Annotated in this window: 17 protein-coding genes; 13 read left to right on the top strand and 4 right to left on the bottom strand. The window is 39.3% G+C overall.

Annotated elements, in window-relative coordinates:
* Nucleotides 1-9: 9 nt before the first annotated feature.
* Nucleotides 10-504 (bottom strand): hypothetical protein, encoded by a 495-nt coding sequence (locus KJB35_RS21015; protein ID WP_285469772.1) that lies wholly within the window; start codon nt 502-504, stop codon nt 10-12.
* A gap of 463 nt (nt 505-967) precedes the next feature.
* Here KJB35_RS21015 and KJB35_RS21010 point away from each other — a divergent pair, with 463 nt between their 5' ends.
* On the top strand, nt 968-2,191 hold the full coding sequence (locus KJB35_RS21010; RefSeq protein WP_285469771.1) for a ParA family protein: 1,224 nt from the start codon (nt 968-970) through the stop codon (nt 2,189-2,191).
* A gap of 14 nt (nt 2,192-2,205) precedes the next feature.
* Nucleotides 2,206-3,363, top strand: a complete 1,158-nt coding sequence (locus tag KJB35_RS21005; RefSeq protein ID WP_285469770.1) for a ParB family protein — start codon at nt 2,206-2,208, stop codon at nt 3,361-3,363.
* Nucleotides 3,364-3,760: 397 nt separating this feature from the next.
* On the opposite strand, the gene ruvB is transcribed toward KJB35_RS21005, so the two are convergent.
* Entirely contained in the window at nt 3,761-4,717 is a 957-nt protein-coding gene (ruvB, locus tag KJB35_RS21000) for a Holliday junction branch migration DNA helicase RuvB (protein WP_285469769.1), read from the bottom strand.
* A 120-nt stretch (nt 4,718-4,837) separates the two neighbouring features.
* Between ruvB and KJB35_RS20995 the strand changes: the two genes are divergently transcribed.
* A complete protein-coding gene (locus tag KJB35_RS20995; RefSeq protein WP_285469768.1) occupies nt 4,838-5,698 on the top strand; it encodes a hypothetical protein in 861 nt (286 codons plus the stop codon).
* 103 nt (nt 5,699-5,801) lie between these two features.
* Here the strand turns inward: KJB35_RS20995 and KJB35_RS20990 are convergent, their stop codons facing one another.
* The gene (locus KJB35_RS20990) at nt 5,802-6,548 is read right to left on the bottom strand and encodes a hypothetical protein (protein ID WP_285469766.1); all 747 of its coding nucleotides are present in this window, start codon (nt 6,546-6,548) and stop codon (nt 5,802-5,804) included.
* Nucleotides 6,549-6,715: 167 nt separating this feature from the next.
* Between KJB35_RS20990 and KJB35_RS20985 the strand changes: the two genes are divergently transcribed.
* The 7 genes from KJB35_RS20985 (at nt 6,716) to KJB35_RS20955 (ending at nt 16,458) form a co-directional block, all read left to right on the top strand.
* Nucleotides 6,716-8,704 carry a DNA topoisomerase IV subunit B gene (locus KJB35_RS20985; protein WP_285469765.1) on the top strand — a complete coding sequence of 663 codons (1,989 nt, stop codon included), beginning with the start codon at nt 6,716-6,718 and terminating at the stop codon, nt 8,702-8,704.
* Between the two features lie 9 nt (nt 8,705-8,713).
* Nucleotides 8,714-10,996 (top strand): DNA topoisomerase (ATP-hydrolyzing), encoded by a 2,283-nt coding sequence (locus KJB35_RS20980; protein ID WP_285469764.1) that lies wholly within the window; start codon nt 8,714-8,716, stop codon nt 10,994-10,996.
* 104 nt (nt 10,997-11,100) lie between these two features.
* Nucleotides 11,101-12,894: a GspE/PulE family protein gene (locus KJB35_RS20975; protein WP_285469763.1), complete on the top strand. Its 1,794-nt coding sequence runs from the start codon at nt 11,101-11,103 to the stop codon at nt 12,892-12,894.
* A 9-nt stretch (nt 12,895-12,903) separates the two neighbouring features.
* Nucleotides 12,904-13,977 carry a type II secretion system F family protein gene (locus KJB35_RS20970; RefSeq protein ID WP_285469762.1) on the top strand — a complete coding sequence of 358 codons (1,074 nt, stop codon included), beginning with the start codon at nt 12,904-12,906 and terminating at the stop codon, nt 13,975-13,977.
* Between the two features lie 73 nt (nt 13,978-14,050).
* The gene (locus KJB35_RS20965) at nt 14,051-15,016 is read left to right on the top strand and encodes an ATPase, T2SS/T4P/T4SS family (protein WP_285469761.1); all 966 of its coding nucleotides are present in this window, start codon (nt 14,051-14,053) and stop codon (nt 15,014-15,016) included.
* A 1-nt stretch (nt 15,017) separates the two neighbouring features.
* Complete coding sequence (locus KJB35_RS20960) at nt 15,018-15,779, top strand: hypothetical protein (RefSeq protein WP_285469760.1); 762 nt, start codon at nt 15,018-15,020, stop codon at nt 15,777-15,779.
* Nucleotides 15,757-16,458: a tetratricopeptide repeat protein gene (locus tag KJB35_RS20955; RefSeq protein WP_285469759.1), complete on the top strand. Its 702-nt coding sequence runs from the start codon at nt 15,757-15,759 to the stop codon at nt 16,456-16,458. Before KJB35_RS20960 ends, KJB35_RS20955 begins: the two co-directional genes overlap by 23 nt.
* Before the next feature lie 58 nt (nt 16,459-16,516).
* Here the strand turns inward: KJB35_RS20955 and KJB35_RS20950 are convergent, their stop codons facing one another.
* On the bottom strand, nt 16,517-18,208 hold the full coding sequence (locus KJB35_RS20950; RefSeq protein WP_285469758.1) for an RNA polymerase sigma factor RpoD/SigA: 1,692 nt from the start codon (nt 18,206-18,208) through the stop codon (nt 16,517-16,519).
* 88 nt (nt 18,209-18,296) lie between these two features.
* Here KJB35_RS20950 and KJB35_RS20945 point away from each other — a divergent pair, with 88 nt between their 5' ends.
* The 3 genes from KJB35_RS20945 to KJB35_RS20935 are packed head-to-tail and all read left to right on the top strand — an operon-like array spanning nt 18,297 to nt 20,350.
* Entirely contained in the window at nt 18,297-18,620 is a 324-nt protein-coding gene (locus tag KJB35_RS20945; RefSeq protein WP_285469757.1) for a PilZ domain-containing protein, read from the top strand.
* Nucleotides 18,607-19,722 carry a hypothetical protein gene (locus KJB35_RS20940; protein ID WP_285469756.1) on the top strand — a complete coding sequence of 372 codons (1,116 nt, stop codon included), beginning with the start codon at nt 18,607-18,609 and terminating at the stop codon, nt 19,720-19,722. The genes KJB35_RS20945 and KJB35_RS20940 overlap by 14 nt, the downstream gene beginning before the upstream one ends.
* A 55-nt stretch (nt 19,723-19,777) precedes the next feature.
* Nucleotides 19,778-20,350, top strand: a complete 573-nt coding sequence (locus KJB35_RS20935; RefSeq protein WP_285469755.1) for a type 4 pilus major pilin — start codon at nt 19,778-19,780, stop codon at nt 20,348-20,350.

Genomic DNA, 20,350 nt, shown 5'->3' with positions numbered 1-20,350 from the left:
CTCCTTATTTTACTTATACTGAGTCTTTCGGTTGTACTTCCAGTTCTTCGTTTTAGTGCCAGAGTGGATATCATCTCGGCTGGAAGGGAGTTTGCGGCGCTTTCCTCTTATAGATGGTTCATTTTCGAAATAGGATTCATCATCCTTGTATTGAAATGCCTTTTTGCGTTCATTAGTCGTTCTGACTTTTCTGCAATGGCGTCGGCCATCAAGAATGTATCTGCGTCGGTGCAGTGCGCTTTTTTTTCTGTAGTCTTTAGCTTTTTTAAGTTCGGTTAGTTCATTCCATTCTGCTTCAATTTGCGTGATCGATACAAGTTTGAATTTAGAATTGAATACAAGAGCTGTCTCCCAAAGGTGCTCATCAGTGAATCTACTAAACACATTAAATGCCGTTTTAGAGCCAACCCATGTTTGGCTTTTTTGCATTTCGTCAGCTAAGTTACAAACTACACGTGTAGCACCATCCTTCCATACCAGAAAAAAAGATTCGTTTAAGTTCATATGTAATCTCCGTTAATTTAACTAACGGAAACCTAAGTATTCTCTATGTAACATTTCACATCCTGTTTTTCTTTTGTTCCTAAATTATATTGGGTCAGAATGTTTTGTATCAAGTTAAGCGCAAAAAAACTGTTTTCTTACACTCCACTCTTTTGATTTTATGCTTCAATATCAACGACTTACCTTGAATGCCATTTGTTTTTCTGACATTGTTCGTTTTTTGCCATTTTGACCAAGAAAACTGTTTTCTTACACTGTTTGAGTCTTACCTAAGCCTTATCCCATAAAGGGTTAGCTAGTAAGAGTTCTGTTTTTTCTACAGTTCTATTTACAGTAGCAAAAACTCAAACTCCACCACATAATTGAGCTAACTTAAAGCCTTCCGAGGTAAATTATCTCCTAACCATCACTTACCTATGCTATCTTAGATTTAGCTCTTTAATAGACCATTAAGGTGTAACTTATGAAGAAACGTGCAATTGAGAATGTGGAGAACTTAAAACGTCACCATGACTCATTGGTAGCTTTGGATGAAGAAGAGAAGCTAACTCTGAATTTGATTGATAGGGTAAAGCCTCTTACTTTTAATAAACAACGCATCGCCGACATAGTCGGTGTGACGCCTGACCATGTTCAAGCCCATATAGACTTTCTAGAAAAAGAAGAGGGTCAATTTATTATCAGAGATGGCGGTAATCGTGTCAGTTTGTCTCGCGAACAGGCATTACAGATAGTCTCTAGATTTGGCATCAAGTCAATTGAGCAACGTCGTTCAGAGAATCCTGATAAATTCGACCTACCTGTAATATTGGTTAACATAGCAAAGGGCGGTGTAGGCAAGACAAATACAGCTTTGCACTTAGCTGCTGAGGCTGCAAACGATGTAAGAAAGAACAGAAGAGTTCTGCTTTGTGATGCAGACGTTCAAGGTTCTCTTCGTCATTATCTTTCACATTCAGCTGGCGCAAATTCTTCTCTTAGAAGTGTGCGCACATTAATTAAAGAGTCTCTTCAATTAACGCGAGAAGAAAGACTTACCCCAGAAAAGCAAGAGGAGTTCCGAAGACACCTTCTTGATAACGTAGTACTACAGTCTTACATAGATAACCTGTCTTTTATTCCTTCAGTAATAACCGATAGCGAAATTCCTATCAGTATTGCTAATGAGCTTGGCAAGGGTCGCAAAGACGAAGCGTTCTCGGTATATAAAGATACCGTCATAGAGCCTCTTAGAGACTTATTTGATATCGTATTTATTGATACAGGGCCATCACCAGACACCTTCATGACTTCAACGCTTTATGCCTCTAATTTTTTGGTAATTCCAACAACTACCCGAAAACAAGATTACAAGGCATATGTTCAATACCTGAACCTTTTAGCGTTGATAATCCAACATCTTGTTCCTGATGATTGGGATGGATTACACGCAATTAGAACGATGATAACTAAGCATCAGAATAAACCTGAACTAGCCGCAACAGCAGATAAGATAGTTGCACAAGGCGACTGCTTTGTTACCCGAATACTTGAAAATAAGAAGTATGAGGAAGCGTCTGCGAACAACACTGTTCTTCAGATGTTCGATACTAAAAGTACAAAAGGTTACACAGATAGCTTAGCCGCACTAAGATCTGTGTACAGCGAACTTGACTCCATCCTGTCAATCAAAGAATTTAGTAGGTAATAATTATGGTCGATTTGTTTGGTGGTGATGCTATTGAAGAAGATAGCAGTGCAGAAAAAAAACTGATTGCACAACATGATTTTGAGACGAAACAAAAGCCTCTTTTCAAGCAATTGCTGAGAACCCTTGAGAGCGGTGCTAAAAATGGTGTTGACACAACTGGAGCACTAACAAAATTCCTTAGTGAGTCTGGTATATCAATAGATGAGTCAGGTACACCTTTTCCATTGGCAAACGATCAAGAGGTTATCTTTGACTTACTAACAATACCTTCAGACCAAATTGAAGCTTTAACTGAAGTTCATCCAAGTAACGAGCGTGACCCGAATGCTTTAACCGAAGAGTCACTCCAAGATATTATCCCAAGCCTGTCTGATAAAGGTAACTTGTTCCCCGCAATTGCAAATAAGAGCCCTGAAACTGATAAGATTCAGTTAATGGATGGTAGTCGCCGCCGTAAATCATGCATTATCTCTGGCAAGCCACTGCGCATTTACGTTGCCAGAACTCAGATTACTCATGCCGAAGCAAGGTACATTAGTCAAATAAGTCGCAGGGTTAAGACGCATTCTTACTATGAACTGGGTTTAGTTCGTTTAGAAGAATTTGAGAGCCTAGATGAAAAAGGCAATAGGAAGTTTGAAGAGAAGAAGGATTACGCTCGCTATTTATTCGGGGAGACATACACAGATTCAGAGTATCAAACGCTATTGTCCCAATTGAAGTTTGCAGAAATACCTCTATCTCTGATCTCAATAATCCCAGACTATAACGGCCTTGCTGTAAACAAGTATAAGTCAGTTTACAAAGTATCAAACAGCCTACTTGAGCTAGCAGCTAAGGAAGAAACTAACGTTGATGTGGTGATAAAAAACTTCCTTGGTACAATTTCTAAAGAAGTATCTGAAATCAATGACGAGACCAAGTTAGACACAAAGAAAAAGCAGTCTAAAATCATTTCTTTGCTTGATCGCTCTGTGGGCTCATTTATAAAAGCTCCACCGAAATTTGAGAACATTGTAACTCCATTAGTTACTTTTACTCAGGCACATAAGTTTGTTCGTAAAATTCAAACCAAATCAACTATTCAATTTGAGTTTAAACGAATACCAGACAGTAAAATCAAAGAGGTTGAAGAAGCTATCAGGAAGATAATTTCTCCTGAAGATTAATGCTTGTAGTGGGGTCGGAAGAAACGACCCCTTTTAACATCCACCAGCATCAAAATACCTAACTAAGATAAATCCTTTAAAAGACGTTCTGAATAGAAATTAGATAAAGGCGTATTTAATACGTATCTAACCTCATCAATCGTGAGATTATGGTCTGTATGGACTTTACAGAGACCTATGGCGATTACATTCATTAATGACTCTTGGGTGTGCGTGTGAGTCATCTTTAACTCATTTATGAAGTTCGAAAGCAACCTAACGATTAGATTGTACCTTTCTAGTCTCATGTCTATTCCTTATGTTTAACGTTACACTGTGACTATATATCAACCACATTCCTTGACATTACTGTGAAACATGGTTGTATTGTTAGCTCATAAAGAAGGGGAGGGAAGTACTAGAGATTTAGTTCTCCTTTAGCAACTCTCATCCCTTTTTCTGATAGTATTCTTCCTTTTGGATTCTTCTCAATCAAACCATGGAACAGCAAGAAAGATTCTATATCGTTCTCTATTGTCTTAATGTCGATAGCTAGCATCCCTGAAATAGTTTTTATGCCCAAGGGTTTCTTTGCTTCTAACAACGCGTTAATGTACTGCCTGTCACTCTCCTCTAGTCCAGACTCCTCAATAGATGCGTCATTTAAAGCATCTTTGGCGATACTTAAAGATATATGGTTGTTATTATAGACGTCGGCATAATTGCGAACTTTCTTTAAAATGTTATTGGCTATACGAGGTGTACCTCTTGATGCCCCTGCAATAAACTTAAGCGCTTCATCATCGTAGGTCGTCAACAACAAGTTACAACTCCTAACCAAGATTTCGGTTAACTCATCTACAGTATAACGTAGCAACTTAAACTTATGGATGAAGCGATCCTTCAATGGTGTTTGTAAAGTGCCGATTTCTGTTGTGGCTCCTATTAGTGTAAACCTAGGAAGAGTTATGCTTATCGGATCAGCGTCTGGGGGAGTGATATCAAGTCTAAAGTCTTCCATGATTGTTAGAAGAGCATCTTGCAAGCTTTTGCTCAAAGCGTGAATCTCATCGATAAAGAAAATGTCGCCTTCCTCTAAGGATAGTATGTTCGCCACTAGCTGACCTTGGTGTTCAATCGATACCCCTTGCATAACCTTTACTTTTGCTTCGAGCTCTTTGCCGATTACGAAAGCAAGAGAGGTTTTACCTAAGCCTGCATTACCTTCGAAAACCATGTGGTCTAAGTAAGAGGCATCACCACGTTCTTTTCTAAGCTTTTCTGCTAGAACATGAGTTTTTAATTGACGAACAATTTTTTGTTGACCAATAAAGCTATCAAAGGCTGTTGGTCTTAATACGTTTTCTGTTTCCATTATCTGCACATAATTTCGATAAGACTTTGTAGCACAATAACAAAATTACTGTGATTTGTGGTACTGGTGGATGTAAGGCTTACCTCTTTAATGGTTATCTATTAAACTTAAATTAAAAGGATGGATTTCAAAGAAAAGTTATTAAGGTCAACGTCTGAATTAGAGCGTGGCGAGAAATACCTCACTGTTGAGGAGATACTTGAGCAAATAAGAGAGGAGGGTGAAGTAACTTTACCTGTATTTCATGGCTCTAAAGACTTCCAAGGAGATACGATCGATCTTAGTAAGGTTGGCAGTAGGGAAGGTCATCGTAACGATGCGCAGGGTACGGCTTTCTATATGTCTACAAGTAAAATACAAGCAGACTCATTTGCTGGTGATAACGGTAATTTAGTAATTGGAGAGGTTGTATTAACAGAGGATAACATTTCCAACATCATGAGCGCTGAAAGCCATCCGAGTCTGATTGAAAGAGCAATCTTGGAGTCACCACAAACATATCATTTTATGCTTTCTTCTTTTGAGACGAATTGTCCTGAATATAACTTCGATGATGAGGGCTACTACTCATATGACACAGACGAGTTGGTCGAGTGTAGCCTTGAAGAATTTATAGAAGAATTTGGTGGTTTAAGAGAAATTTTCACAAATAGGTTCTTCAAACCAAGAAGTTATGGTTCTGCGACAAATCCAATTGATGACTATATAAATGAAAGATACATGGACGACGATCTAGCTGAAGCTCTTAAACAAATAGAAGCAGATCTCTATAGTCCACAATATGCTAACGACGAACTAGCTAGAGTAAGATATGCGTCCAGATTGAATGAATTAAAATCTGAATACGGGATTTATGGAAGCCTTCATAATGACTTAGGCGCTGTTGTTGTAGCGGTTACGGATAGCAGATTAGCTGATATTAAAGAAGTTCTTAAGGTACAAGAGATCAAGTGTCAATCTACCAATAAGATGACTATTTAGGGTTAAAAGAGGGGGCTCATGTCAATAGAAACCCTGAACCCCCCTTAGTACTGCCAGATAGGGTTATCTGGCAGTTCGTTTTCATAGTTACTGAAGATAAGAGTTAGCATTCTCTGAATTTAGTGTAGAGCTTCAGGAATTCTTTAGTTTCTTTGTCCGTGCCCTTATGATCTATCAAATTGACTATTTCATCTTTGTCCATATCTGAAAGTCTTATTCCTTTGTATTCGCCTTTTAGAATCACACCGTCAATCTCCCCGTTTAAAGAATCTATCTCAACTTCAACTTTGTCTGATTTGAAAACGGCATCTTCCGTGACAACCCCATAACGTTTAAGTCCTTTTGCAACCCTCTTGAGTTGCAATGATTTTTCTTCTTTTTTGATTTTAGAGGTCGTTCGCATAGACATGTCAGAAAACATCATCATTGACTCTATGGCAGCAATAGCAACAAATAAAGGAAAGGCACCGGGTATGATTGGCGTTACTAGCAATGAGCTAATTCCGACACCCACGGCGCTTGCTCCTGCGACTACAGCAGCATCTGACGCATGAGAAACTAATCTAGTAAGCAATATGTCGGTTTCATCAAGTGTTTTCTGAACTTTGTTATCCGCACTAGCTACAGTTTTACTAATACTAAGCTTAACGTTGTTTGAGGCGTCGGTGATTGCTGTTGTCGTTGTATCAAGGCTTTCAGATACTAATTCTTTTGTGTTTGATATGCCTAAATTTACAGTTTGTGTAGCATCTTTTGATGTTTGTATGATCGATTTAGCTGTTTCTTCAGAAAATGCTGAAGCATTTTTCTTGATATCCTTCAGACTGCGCTTAAGTGTACTTAAAGTCATTGTGCTGTTCCTGCTAATGTTATTGAAATGTCTTCTGTAATTTGAATTACTCTTTTAATTTCACTGTTGTCAATTTTAGCTCTAGTGTTTTTAAAAACAACCGCTTTCAATTCTCCCCTTTACAGCGTGGTATTATTTCTCATATTTTTTCAGTAAATAAGAGTTTTATGTCCAAAAAACAAAAGTATGACGCTAGTGCCGTTAAGGTATTGAAAGGTCTGGAACATATTCAAAAACGTCCGGGGATGTATACTGACCCAATTGATCCACACCACATTAGTTGTGAAGTTATTGACAACGCGTCAGATGAAATCTTAGGAGGGTTTGCCAACAACTGTTTTATCACGTTACACAGAGACGGTTCGTTAGAAGTAACAGATGATGGTCGCGGCGTGCCAGTGGATTTGCACCCAGATTATAAATTACCAGCTATACAGATATTGTTCCTTGAAATGAACTCAGGTGGCAAATTTGATAATGGTGGTGAATCAGCTTACGGCGTTAGTGGCGGTCTTCATGGTGTGGGTGTCAAAGCTACTAACGCCCTTAGTAGAAGGCTTGAAGTTCGCGTTAAAAGAGACGGTAAAGTTCACTACATATCTTTCGAAAATGGTCTCCTGTGTGAGGAGCTCAATGTTATTGGCGAGTGCCCAGAAAATGAAACGGGCACAACCGTTCGCTTTTGGCCTGACCCAGTTTATTTTGATTCAGAAGACTTCCCTATAGACAAGCTAGTAACAGCTGTAAAAGCGAAAGCTATCCTACTTGCTGGAAGTACGTTTAGACTTACAGTTAAGGGAAAAGACGACGAAACCGAAGATAAAGTAACTGAATGGCATTACGAGGACGGAATTACCGAGTACATCCTAAACCAGTTAGTTGGCTCTGTTCATACACCCGTATATGTGGATAAACATTACTGGGAAACAGATGACCATGAAGTAAATAAAAAGGGTGAGGGTATAGAGTGGGGTTTATCCTTTGTAAAAGCTGGGAAAAACTTCCGAAGTTCTCACGTTAACCTTGTAGTAACTCCTGATGGTGGTACTCATGTTGCTGGTTTCGAGCGGGGTGTATTTGAGGCGGTAAAAAACTTCTGTAACTCAAATGCTTTAATGCCAAAAGGTGTTGAGCTTCGCCGCCAAGATGTAGCATCAAATATGTCGTTTTTGGTTTCTGCAAAGTGTGTAGAGACAAAGTTCAGAGGGCAAACCAAAGAAGAACTTTTGTCTAGACATATGGTTGCACTCTCGGAGTTCTGTGTAAAAGCCAAGATGGAAAGTTGGCTTTCGAAGAATCATAGTGTTGGTCTTGATATTGCCAATATGTCCATTGAGAATGCACAAGCTCGCATGAAAGAAGAGAAGAAGGATGTTGTCCGCAAAAGTGGCTCGGCAACTTCCCCACTTCCCGACAAGTTATCGGACTGCACTTCTAAAGTAAGATCTGACATTGAAGTCTTTATTGTAGAAGGGGATTCGGCTGGTGGCTCAGCGAAAATGGGAAGATGTAGAAAAACCCAAGCGATAATGCCACTTAAAGGTAAGCCAATCAATGCATGGGATATTACTTCCGACAATGCCCTAACAAACCAAGAGATAGCAGACCTTTCTGTAGTTCTAGGTGTAAAACCACACACACTAACGGACGACCCGAAAGAAGTTCTATCAAAGCTTCGCTATGAGCGCTGTATTGTTCTTGCGGATGCCGATGTCGATGGTCATCACATTTCAACATTAGTAACAGCGAATGTACTAAGGCATTTTCCGCACCTAATTACACAAGGACATTACTGTATTGCTCAACCCCCTCTATTCAGCGTTGAGGCCAAAAAACAAGGCAAGTTAAAGCCGCAAAAGCACTATGTTCAGGATGAGGTTGAACGAGATAGGAAGGTAATTCAGCTCAAAAAAGAGGGTTACTCAGAAGAAAAAATCCAGATTAACCGATTCAAAGGATTGGGTGAGATGAACCCTGATCAGTTGGCTGAGACGGCTCTTGATCCAGACTCAAGAACATTGATTATTCCACAAGTTGATAACGATGGAATTCTCTATCTGATCAAAGAGCTCGATTTCCTATTCGCAAAAAAAGAAACCTCGGCGCGAAAGTCTTGGATTTCTCAAAACGGTAATTTTGAAAACTATTTAGATTAAGGGTTTGTCATGACTTACGAAGAATTTGAAGAACTAACGAAAGAACTTTACATGGCATACTCAATGCAAACCCTTACAGGGCGTGCTTTACCATGTATACAAGACGGGCTTAAGCCTGTACACAGGCGTATTCTTTACGCAATGAAAAAGTTAAGTATCAGCAGCACCTCTGACTACAAAAAATCTGCACGCGTTGTAGGTGATGTGATTGGTAAATATCACCCACACGGTGACGCAGCTGTTTACGAAGCAATGGTTGGACAATCACAGCCATGGAAATCAAGATACCCACTAGTCGATGGGCAAGGTAACTTTGGTTCGAGAGATGGTGATTCCGCTGCTGCAATGCGCTATACGGAATCTAGAACTACTGCATTTGCTGACATTCTTCTTGAGGAAGTTAATCTTGGTGCTGTGGATTTTAGAGGAAACTTTGACCAAACTACTGAAGAGCCAATTTTCTTACCTGCCCCAATTCCAGTGATCTTGATTAATGGTTCTGAGGGTATCGCTGTTGGTATGTCAAGCAATGTCCCTTCTCACAATGCACAAGAAGTGTGTGATGCAGTTCTTGCATACCTTAAGAACAACGATGCTACCACATCTGAGTTAATGGCACACATAAAGGGGCCAGACCTTGCTACTGGCGGTCATATAATAAACTCAGAAAAGGAGTTATTGCAGTGTTACGAGACAGGGTATGGGAGGCTGCGTGTACGTGCGAGATGGCGCGTATTAGAGAAGGCAAGAGGTCAGTATGATATTGAGGTCTACGAATTACCTTTCGACAAGAGCCCTAAAAAGCTAATAGAAATAGTAAGTTCGGCTGACACATACGAGGTGCCTAAAAAGCAAAAAGATAAAAAGGTGGTCGTTGATCAAAAGCAGTTGGATAGAAAGGCATTTATAAGAAACTTCCTAAGTAATGAAGATGGGGTGGTTGACCATACATCAGCAGATGAGGCTAAACAGGGCAAGGTTAGAATTGTCATATCTCCTCGTACTGGCAAGGTCGAGCCTGAGGCGTTCATGGAGTCTTTCATAAAATTGTTCGAACTTGAAAGTACAATGAAGTTCAACATGACTATCCTTTCTCTTGATGGAAGACCAGAAGTTCGTTCCTTACCAAACATAATAAAAGATTGGGTTGAGTACAGGCGTTTAACAATCGTTAAAAGGTCAGAGAATCGCCTCGACAAGCTAATACGAAGACATGAAATTGTTTTGGGAAGAATTGCTGTAATGTCTCACATCGATAGAGTGATAGAGATTATCCGTGAGGAGGATGACCCTAAAGAGGTTCTAATGGATGAATTCTCTCTCTCTGAAAGGCAAGCTCTTGACGTATTGGAGATTAGACTCAAGGAGTTACAGAAGCTAGAGTTCGATAAATTTAACTCTGAAAGAATCAAGCTTGAAACGGAGATTGATGACCTAAAGGCGCTTCTTGAGTCAAAGGTTAAACAACGAAACCTTATTGGTAGAGAGCTTAAAGCTGCCACTCTGAAGTTAGATAACGACAGGAGAACTCTAATTGAAGAGGTTAATGTTACCCAAGCTGAACTAACCGTCGAGAAACCAAAAGACCCAGTCACTGTATTTGTGACCAAAGATGGGTGGTTAATGTCTCGTAAGGGGCATGGCTTAGATGAATCTCCATCAAATATGCTTAAGCCTAATGATAAGTTCGTTTCAAGCATTGAGACTATGCAAGATAAAGACTTGATTGTCTTTTCAAGTGCGGGACGTTCGTACACAATTTCTGTAGATAGTGTGCCTTCGGGAAGAAAGGACATACACATAAACACATTGATTAGCTCAAATGGAGATAAACCGATTTCTATCTTCGAGTATAAGGAAGGCGCTGAGTATGTCTTGATTCACGATCATGGTTACGGGTTTATTTGCTCTGCTGAAAGCTTGTATTCGAAGCAAATAGCGGGGAAAGACATCTTTATTCTGAAAAAATATCCAGATGCGAAAATCGTATTAGTGGAAGAGTTACTTGATAGAAATTCTGAAGTTTCACTCTTCACTTCTCTAGCGAGGCATATGCGGTTCCCTGTTGATGAAATCATTTCATACCCTAAATCACAAGGCGTGAAGCTTGCGAGGATGAGACCTAATGAAATCTTCATAGAAACAGCCTTAGTCACAAAAGAGGAGCCTGTACTTTGGCAAGGGGTGGAGCAGGACTACGTTGACTTCATCAAGGCAAGGTCTGCAACGCCTAGAAATATACAAAAAAAACCTAAAAAGGTTACTGACCCAGAAGAGTTCTCGCTCTCTTGATGCTGGTGGATGTTGTTAAAGCAGGTTTATGACCTGCTTTTTTTAATACAAAAGTTTTTATTTAGGTGGAAAAAACATAAATTCTACTAAAAGAACTTCCAAGAATGAGGAAAAGAAAAGACATAAACTCAGTCGCTGATCTAGGTGAAGATTGGATACTGATGGGCGTCGAAAATGGGGATTGCAAAGTGTTAAAGCTCTCTCCAAAGGATCAGAAGTTCGCGATGTTTATTCATGCACGTGTGAAAAATAACGGTGTAGATGAAGAAGTTGTTTACGTTCTTGGTCATAAACGTTGGTTGTCTAGCGCCAACGGTTCGACGGCAATAGATAAGATTCAAAAAGCAAAATTAGACCGTCATACTCAGCCTGTCAAAGACAGGTCATTAATGATCGAGATTAAGAAAGAATTCGATTCTAGAGTTAAGGAAGGTAATGTAGCTGTTCAAAAAGAAGAAGTGGAAGTCTTTGAGAACGTTACTGAAGTAGAAGATGAAATAGTTCAATCTCTTCGTGATGGAGTTTCTGATATCCATCTAGAAGTAAGAGAATCAACAGCACGGATACGTAGGCGGATAAACGGGCAACTAAAGGTCTCTCGTGAACTCGGCGCTAAAAAGGGGGTGAGTTGGGGCAGGACTATATACAACGTTCTGACAACTGTCTCAGCACCTTATTTTAAACCAGAGATCCCACAAGATGCTTTAATCGACAAGGATTTTGGATTTGTAAGATTGCGAGGGCGTGTAGCTACTGCTCCAGCGTCTCCTTCCGGTTTTACAATGGTTATTCGTCTTCTAAGAATTCAAAACGCCACTAGGCCGTTGACTACAGAGGAGATGGGATATGCAAAAAGGGAGCGGTCACGACTCGGTATAGCGATATCAAAACCATCAGGATTATTTTTGGTTTCCGGCACTACAGGTTCAGGTAAATCAACAACTCTACAGAATATCCTTATGGGCAAGATTCTGGAAAGAAATGGTGAAATAGCGGTAATTACGGTCGAAGACCCACCAGAATACTTCATTCCAGCGGCAACGCAGATACCTGTCGTTCGTGATGATGATGGTGATGCTTCTAAGAGTTTTGAGAGTTCAATTAGAACAAGCCTTAGAATGGACCCCGACCTTATTATGATTGGCGAGATTAGGGATAGACAAAGTGGGAAATTAGCTCAACAAGCTGTCGAATCGGGTCATCCAGTTTTATCGACACTTCACTCAGCGGGTGCAGTTGAGTCAGTATCAAGACTTGAAAGTTTGGGTGTAGATAGACATACCTTATCGACTCCTAAGTTTATAGCAGGTCTCTTTTATCAAAAACTTCTTCCCAAAGTATGTCCTAGTTGCGCTAGAACCATTGTTAATGGAAGGGTTCCAAATCGACTTAGTGAAAGAGACCTCTTAGTTACATTGAATTTAATGGGAATGGAGTCTGTTAAATCAAACTACGGTAGGTACAAGGAGATGAACACAAGAGGTAGTTTCATCAGGTACTTACAGGACATAAGGCTAATTAATTCAGAACAAGCTGATATTGTTGCTGAGTCTTATCATAGATTCAATAACCCAGATGAACTTAGTGGACTCTATGACCGCATTGCGTCAGTGTCAGACATAAAGAACGATTCAATTTTGTTTAAGGGTGATGGTTGTCCAGAGTGTAAATTCTCTGGAATATCCGGTCGTTCGGTTGCCTCTGAAGGGTTAGTTCCTGATATGAATGCACTAGAGATGATTCAGAAGGGTGCAGATAGAGAATTAATGGTCTACTGGAAGAAAAACATGGATGGTAAAACAGCACTTGAAGATGCTGTCGAAAAGATGAGATTGGGCTTATTTGACCCTTACGAAATAGAAGCTGAACTAGATTTAATAGGCAGCTCAATTATATAAAAAACACTAATGTCAATTCTTACTAACTCAATGAAATCTCGGTTTAAAAGTTATTCTGGGAAAGAAAAGTTATACAAAAAAATAGGAGCGTTATTAAAAAACAACTGGCAGGTACTTGATGTTTTTGAATATTTAAAAAAGAAACATGAAGATAAGAAAGATGTGATGATGCACATCAATCCAGAGTATCATTTTTTGAAACATGCATATGAAGTTATAAGTGGTGCTGGATCTCTGCCTGATGCATTTGAAGGTTGGGTAACGCCAACTGAACTAGTGATAATTAAAACGGGCGAGGAGACAGGGGCTTATGATGAAGCATTTGATAGATGTATTTCATTAGAACTCGAAGTTAAGAACATCGTATGGACGGTAAGGAAAAGTCTATTTATGCCTGTAATGGCATGTATTATTCTAGTCGGAATGCTTGTTGGTGCGAAGACTTCTTTAATGCCTATACTTCTCGATCTAGTCCCAATGCATAAGTGGACAGAGATGTCGAAATCCTTCTACGATTTAGCAACTGCTGTGGGCGGCAACCCTGAACAAACGTTTTCTATTTTGATTGGTATAGCATTTTTTATCAAATGGTCGACACCAAACCTTATCATGAAGTTTACTCCATCAGTCAGAGATACTCTTGATAGATTCTTTATGCCTTACAGCATCTATAAATCAATGCAGATAAGCATTTTTCTAAAGTCTTTGTCTTCATTGTTAACTGCCGGAATTAGGTTTAGGGATGCTCTTGATCTCATTCACAAGACTTCCAACAAGTATATGAAAAGACACGTGGGCGAAATGTTTGCTCGTGTAACCTCGGCAGAAGATAGTTCATCAGTGTTTGAAACTAAGTTTTTAGGCGAATATGGCGAAGATCTCTCAGCACTTGCGAAGGGGGATAATTTAGAGGGCGCTTTGATTGATGTTTCAAATGAATGCATGAAGAAGGTTACCAAAGACCTTCCAGCAAAAATGTCCTTCATCGGCACATTGTTTATGATCACAATAGTTTGTGTGATTATTTTTGGTGTCGTGGCCTTCTATGACGTAGTAGGAATACTACAATCAGGCGACTTCTAAATTAAGTTATAAAAAAAAGGAGCGGGTTAACCCGCTTTTTTTTGTGCCATCCATTTTATAAGCTAACTAAAAAATGGAAGAAACTAAAAAGGTTTTTGATCCACTTGATTTTACTGATATCTATATAAATTTTTCTGATGTCAACAAAAGCAATGTTTACTACCGTGATATAGAAGAATGTATGCCTGTATGTGACGCGTTAAAGCCTCATGTCCAAAAGTTAGCTCAACAGATTTCAGAGATAGCACAGAAGAGGCGAGGGTCGTTTACGGTTCAGTACAATAGAAAATTTTACAGGTGCCAGTTGATTAGGGGGATACATGGGTTGATAGCAGACCTCAGGGCGCAACCTATGGAGACAATTCCGCTCAGCCAGATAAGTATACCTCTAAAGGTTAAACAGGTTTGTACTGCAAGGCGACTGAATAGGGGCGGGTTAATTATTGTTGCAGGAAGTCCGGGGCAAGGTAAAACAACAACTTGCGCAGCAATAATTCTTGAAAGGCTCAAAAAATTTGGAGGTTTTTGTTTAGCTATCGAAGACCCTGCCGAACTACCGCTCGATGGAGTCCACGGTAAGGGACGATTAGTTCAAATGGAAATACATCAAGCAAAGGACTACATCGATGCAGGCCGCATGGCAATGAGGTGTTATCCAACAGATAAGCCGGGGTTAATGTTTATATCGGAAATAAGGGATTCAGAGGCTGCTGCCCTCGCATTAAGGTCATCGTTAGATGGAAGGCTGGTAATAGCAACAGTACATGCTGACAACCCAATTTCAGCACTCAAAAGGGTGATTACCTATGCATCATCAGTAATGGATGAAAAGGAAGCAATTCAGTTACTTTACAGCGGCTTTAGATTGTGCCTCCATCAGGAGCGAACTGGTTCAAGGATTAATAGCACAATACTAGTTGATACACCTTCGGTGGTTCCACTAATTAAAAATGGTAAGTTCGATATGTTGGGAACTGAAATAGACTTGCAACAAAGATTGCTCAAAGAAGACAGACCCATCAAAACAAGAGATTCCTAAAATGAAAAGAGTATCAATTCTAGCTTTACTAACGGTGTTATCTGGTGGAGCGAAAGCGACAGACATGTGTTTTGGTGTCACTATCAATCCGTATAAAGAAACTCTGAATGGACAACCTTTGGTGCATGACCTTTTAGATAAAAAAGAAACATGTATCTATGATTTTTTAAAAGAAAATTCTCAGTCTGTAAACCCATACTTTCACGATAAAGATGGAGTTACAGTTGTTGAAAAGTTGCTGACTCAAGAGAAGTTGTCTTTGGTAAGTCAGTACCGCTCTTATTTGGATGATAATGAATTAACTCATTTAGATGATTTAGTGATACTGAGTAAGTTAAGACTTAAGGACGTTGATTTCTTGAAGACTTTGTTTGTTCAAGACTTTATGTTTTCAAGATACTATGAAACGGCTCGATTTATCTTAGATGCAACTCCATCTACTAGTGTAAAGATAGACAAGGAAGGCTTTTCTGTTCCTCAGTCGCTAGTTGAGAGTCTCAAATTTGATGACCATAATTTAATAGCAAAGTTTAAAGATTTGGATTTTAATTTATACAGTAACGAAATAGGTGTAACCCCTATGCAAATGCTATGCAGAAAGGACTATATCAAATCTTTGACCTACCTAGTCTCAGAAGGTGTAAGTCCGTTTGAGCAAAATTTGTATGGTTCCGACACAATAAATACTATAAATAAAAACGCACCTCGTTACTGTGGTGCTTTAATTAACACAATCGTTTATGGACTTAAAAATAAACAATAGTTACGTATCACACCTACTATCTCTAAAAACTGACAATGAGAAGCAGCGTTTTCTTAAGAAGCTGAACAATGATGCTGATAAGGAAAATGAAAACGCAATAGTCGCTAGGTGCTTGCTCAAGTTGGAAGGATACATGGTTGAGAAAAGCATAACTGATTCTCTGAAAAACCTAGATAACCTAGTTAAAGAAAAGAGAAGTCCTTTGGCAGCAAATGCATTGGGCTTGATATACAAGAAAGGGTTGTATGAACAACGTGAGAGCGCACACAAAGCAGATGACTACTTAAGGATAGCCGCACAAAACAATGATCCAAGTTCATGTTATGAATTAGGCAAAATGTATCTAAATGGCGACGGTGTTCGCAAAGATATTCATGAATCACTTAGATGGATTGAGAAAGCTGCTGAAAAGGGGAATGTCGAAGCGATGGTGATGTATGGTGAGCTGCTTTTAGGTGGGGGCACAGGAGCCTTTGGTGACGCTGTTAAACCAAACCCGCAAAAAGCAATTACTGTTCTAAACAAAGCTAACGAGAAGGGCTCTGAGAGAGCAAGAGAAGTGCTCTGTAAGTATTATGCAGGCTTAGCTTTGTCTTTTGGCTCAAAAGTAACTAGCTTGTCAGAAGACACAGAGATTATTTGTGGAGCTCTCACTGAAATCGAATGGGTATTAAAATAACTAACTTAGAAACAATAAAAGCGAGCACATGCTCGCTTTTTTATTCATTTTTAGCTTACTACTTATCTAGCATGTAGTACTCTTCAAGCCAATCACGTAGCTTATTGATTGACTTTGACTCAAGCTGGCGAATTCGTTCACGCGTCACACCAAACTGTGTCCCAGTTTCCTCAAGCGTGTGCTCTCGATTAGACATAATCCCCCATCTCATGAGAATAATACGTGCATCACGAGGATGTAGCTTATCTAAAAACCTCAGAACGACATCGCGTGTATCCTCGCAATCTCTGGAACGTGATGGAGTCTGAATTGTGTTTTCATCTTCGTACATAAAGAAGTCACCCAGAGAACTATTTTCGTCCTCTGAAGAGACAGGCTTCTCTAGCGATATAGGGTCGCTCTCTACCTGAAGTGCATCTTTTACTTTGTCTAGTTTGATACCAGTGGCAAGGGCGATCTGATCAGCGGTTGGTTGACGGTCATGCGCTGCAACATAAGCTTTTTTGGCTTTGTCTACTTGCTTCATAATCTCAAGCATATGAACAGGTATACGAATTTGCTTACCTTGCTCCGCAATAGCACGAGTTATGGCTTGTCGAATCCACCATGTAGCGTAAGTTGAAAACTTATAACGCCTTCTGTAGTCAAATTTCTCAACCGCCCTCATTAATCCAATGTTTCCCTCTTGAACAAAGTCGAGGTATTCAACTTGCGGGTGGTTGTATGATTTTGCGACATATAGAACGAGTCTAAGGTTCGACTTACACATTTGCCCAATTATATTGTTGCTATGCGTGAAGTGCAGAGATGGCTCTGCCCAAAGTGATTTAAAAGTTGGGTAATCAATGCCAAGCTTTCTTAAAACAGCCTCGATATCACTCTGGGCAAGCAACACTCTAGCTGACAGAATGCGGTCGTCAGTTAGTTTTAGTTCATTTCCAGATGATATCGTATTTCTCATTGAATTAATGAGTTCTGCTTTTTTAAAAGTCTTGGTTTGCTCATTAACCTTAATGATCTTTTGTTCGCACTCGCCAATTTCATCTCGTAACTCTTTTGTTGCGTTGTAGAGTTTTCGTATGTAATCGTAATCTACGTTGAACTCAAATAGCTTACATACAATCTGAACAAAGGACTTTACGCCATTAGAGCAATTGGAGATTCCCTTAGAAAGATTATCGTAATTGTAAAAGCTAAAGGAGGATGTAGGTAAAGAGAATTTTTTGTCACCCTCCTTCTTAGAGGTCTCTTTTGTTGGCGCTGATACCTTTACAATTGATCCAAGCCCCTTAACAGCAAGTGAGAGCATTGTTATTTGGGTAGCGTCAAACTCAGCTTGGAAAGTGTCACCAATTTCCTTTACCCCCTCAATGATTTCGGTTAATTCAGCTGGGTACTTATCCTCTTTTGGGGCATCACTATCGCCGAAGCGGATGATTTTTGGGTGCCCACAATTTTTCTCAATGTCGCTAATGTAGTTCTTGTAGAATTTTTCTCTAACACTTGGGATCATTAATAAAAATAGAAGAATTGAGTTTTTTCTAAACTCTATTCCTCGACTGTGGTTGATCTCACCAACGTCATCAAGTAAGACTGACTTTTTTACCTCCGACATGTATATAGACGCAGCGTCTCTATCGGGGTTTTTAGCCTCAACACTAAACGTATCAGGCTCTTGTTGGTGATCGCTATGTTTGTCATTCTCGTCGCTTTCTACAGCATCAAGAATGTCTAACTCGTAATCTGACATCCTAATTCCTGACTTTTATTTTCAAATATACCTTTAGTCATGATGCCACATTTACAACAGTCCATGTAATTTGTAACGTTAATAGAAAATGAAAGGTCAAAGAAAATTTAAAAGGTTATCTTTAAGTCGATCTTGCTATGTGATTTCAAACGGATTTCTTATTAATGGTTCTACGGCAGACTTGAGCGCCTCAGGCTGTTCACTTGCGTTAGATAGTAATGTTCAACTGACCGAAAGAAGTAAAGTTCAACTCGTTATCAATGCTGAGGAAATAAGCGTTGACGGTTTGGTTATTGATATGAGCGTTGCTTGGGTTAGAGGTTGCATGATTGGATGTGAATTTATGTTTCCTAATGACAAAGTAAAGATTGCGTATTATAAGCTACTAGGGTACTTAAATGAAAATGAATAAAGCTCAATTAATCGATCATTTGACTACTGGTGAAAACTTCGAGGATAGATTTATCCCAGACTTTAATTTAGGAATGGTTTTCCCTGTTATACAGAAATATCTAAGTCAGCGTGCAGATGCTATTACTGTTCAAGTAAAAGGCAATAACATTATTATTAAAGCGATAAGGAATGGAGTTCTTATTGATAACACTGTACGTATAAGAATTAACGAAGATACCGAACTTAATTTTCTTGACGGACTATGTATAGACGGTTTTGATATAGAGGCTGTAAACCTCAGCGAAAATTATTTTCTAATTCAAACTAAAAAAAATAAGCATTTAATGGAGCGTACATTCCTCCGTGATAGGGAGGTTAATAAAATGCTTAATACAGCATCTGGTGCTGTGTATATAACTTCGAGGTCTGAGGTTACAGCTATGAGTATGTACTCAGCAGTTAATGAATATATTGGAGGCTCTCAGGTAGTTGTAGAGCGCATTGACGGGGCATGGGTATACACAGTGAACGGAGAGGTTGAACAATCAGCAACTCTAGAAGATTTGGTGAATGACATCACATCCCTTTCAGTAAGGGTTGTGTCCTTTTTAGGTGTTGATTTTGTACTGGCGACTGATGCTGCATATGAACTTGTCAAAAATGGGGTTCTTGTTTTTATTTCATGTGTTGCTCAGAGTAGTATAAATGTCTTCGTTCAAACTCTATCCATGTTTACTTGCTCCCAGTTATCTCAGTTCCTTATTGGCGTTTATGGTACGGTTGAATTGCCTACATACGACACAAATTCAAAAATGAAGGTTCAATTTAAAGATTCTTACGCATATGACTTCTACAGTAAAATAGATTCATCCCCAATGCCTGAAGATATTGTTTGTATAGTTGGAAATAACGAAGATTCTTTATCAAGGATGGTAATAACAGATTTTATTAAAACGCCACACAATCCATCTTCGTTTATGGATGTGACATTTACAGTGTTAGATGTATATTCCGCATTAAGGTTAACGAAATGGGAATCTATGCTAGATAAAGCAATGCCCTTAGTTAAAGAAAAAAGAATAGGGTTAGATACTGTCGATAAATTCATTGGAAAAATTTAATTAAATTTTCTTGAAAATCGTTGGAGGCAATTTATATAGTATAAAAAAAACTATTATGAATCTTTTTAGTAACAAGTCTCTACGTTCAAAACGCGGTTTTACAATGATTGAGCTTATTCTTGTAATTGCTATCGGTGTTGGTCTTGGTGCATTAATTGTTCCTCGTGCAATGGATACAAAAAACATGAATGATGCTCGTGAGGAATCCAATAAGGTAAACGAATTCAAAACAGCTATTGAAAGTATGTACCAACGTACAATTGATTACACTGGTATTGACGACCCAGCAACATTTACTCAAGTAGCACCGTCTAGCTACGAGCGTGCTGCTGGTAACACGGCTTTGCTTTCAATCTGGAAAAAGCAAGTTCTTGTAACAAGCGCAACAACTTCCGGTCAATACAAGATCGAGTACAAAGCCGTTCCAGCAGGTCGTGTATGCCAAGAGTTTATTCGTGGAACGCAAACTCAAGGTTGGCAAGTTATTACAGTTAACGGTTCAGATCTTGGTGCTGTAGGTGGTGATACGGCTGCTGATGAAGCTCCAGCTCGAATTGTAGCGGTTTGTAATGCTGGTTCTACAAGTAGCTCTGCTGCTGTAGATATTGAGTTCCTACATCAGGCTTAA

This window comes from Vibrio sp. D431a (genome assembly GCF_030248655.1).
Lineage (GTDB): Bacteria > Pseudomonadota > Gammaproteobacteria > Enterobacterales > Vibrionaceae > Vibrio > Vibrio alginolyticus.
This window is presented reverse-complemented; position numbering and strand designations above follow the sequence as displayed.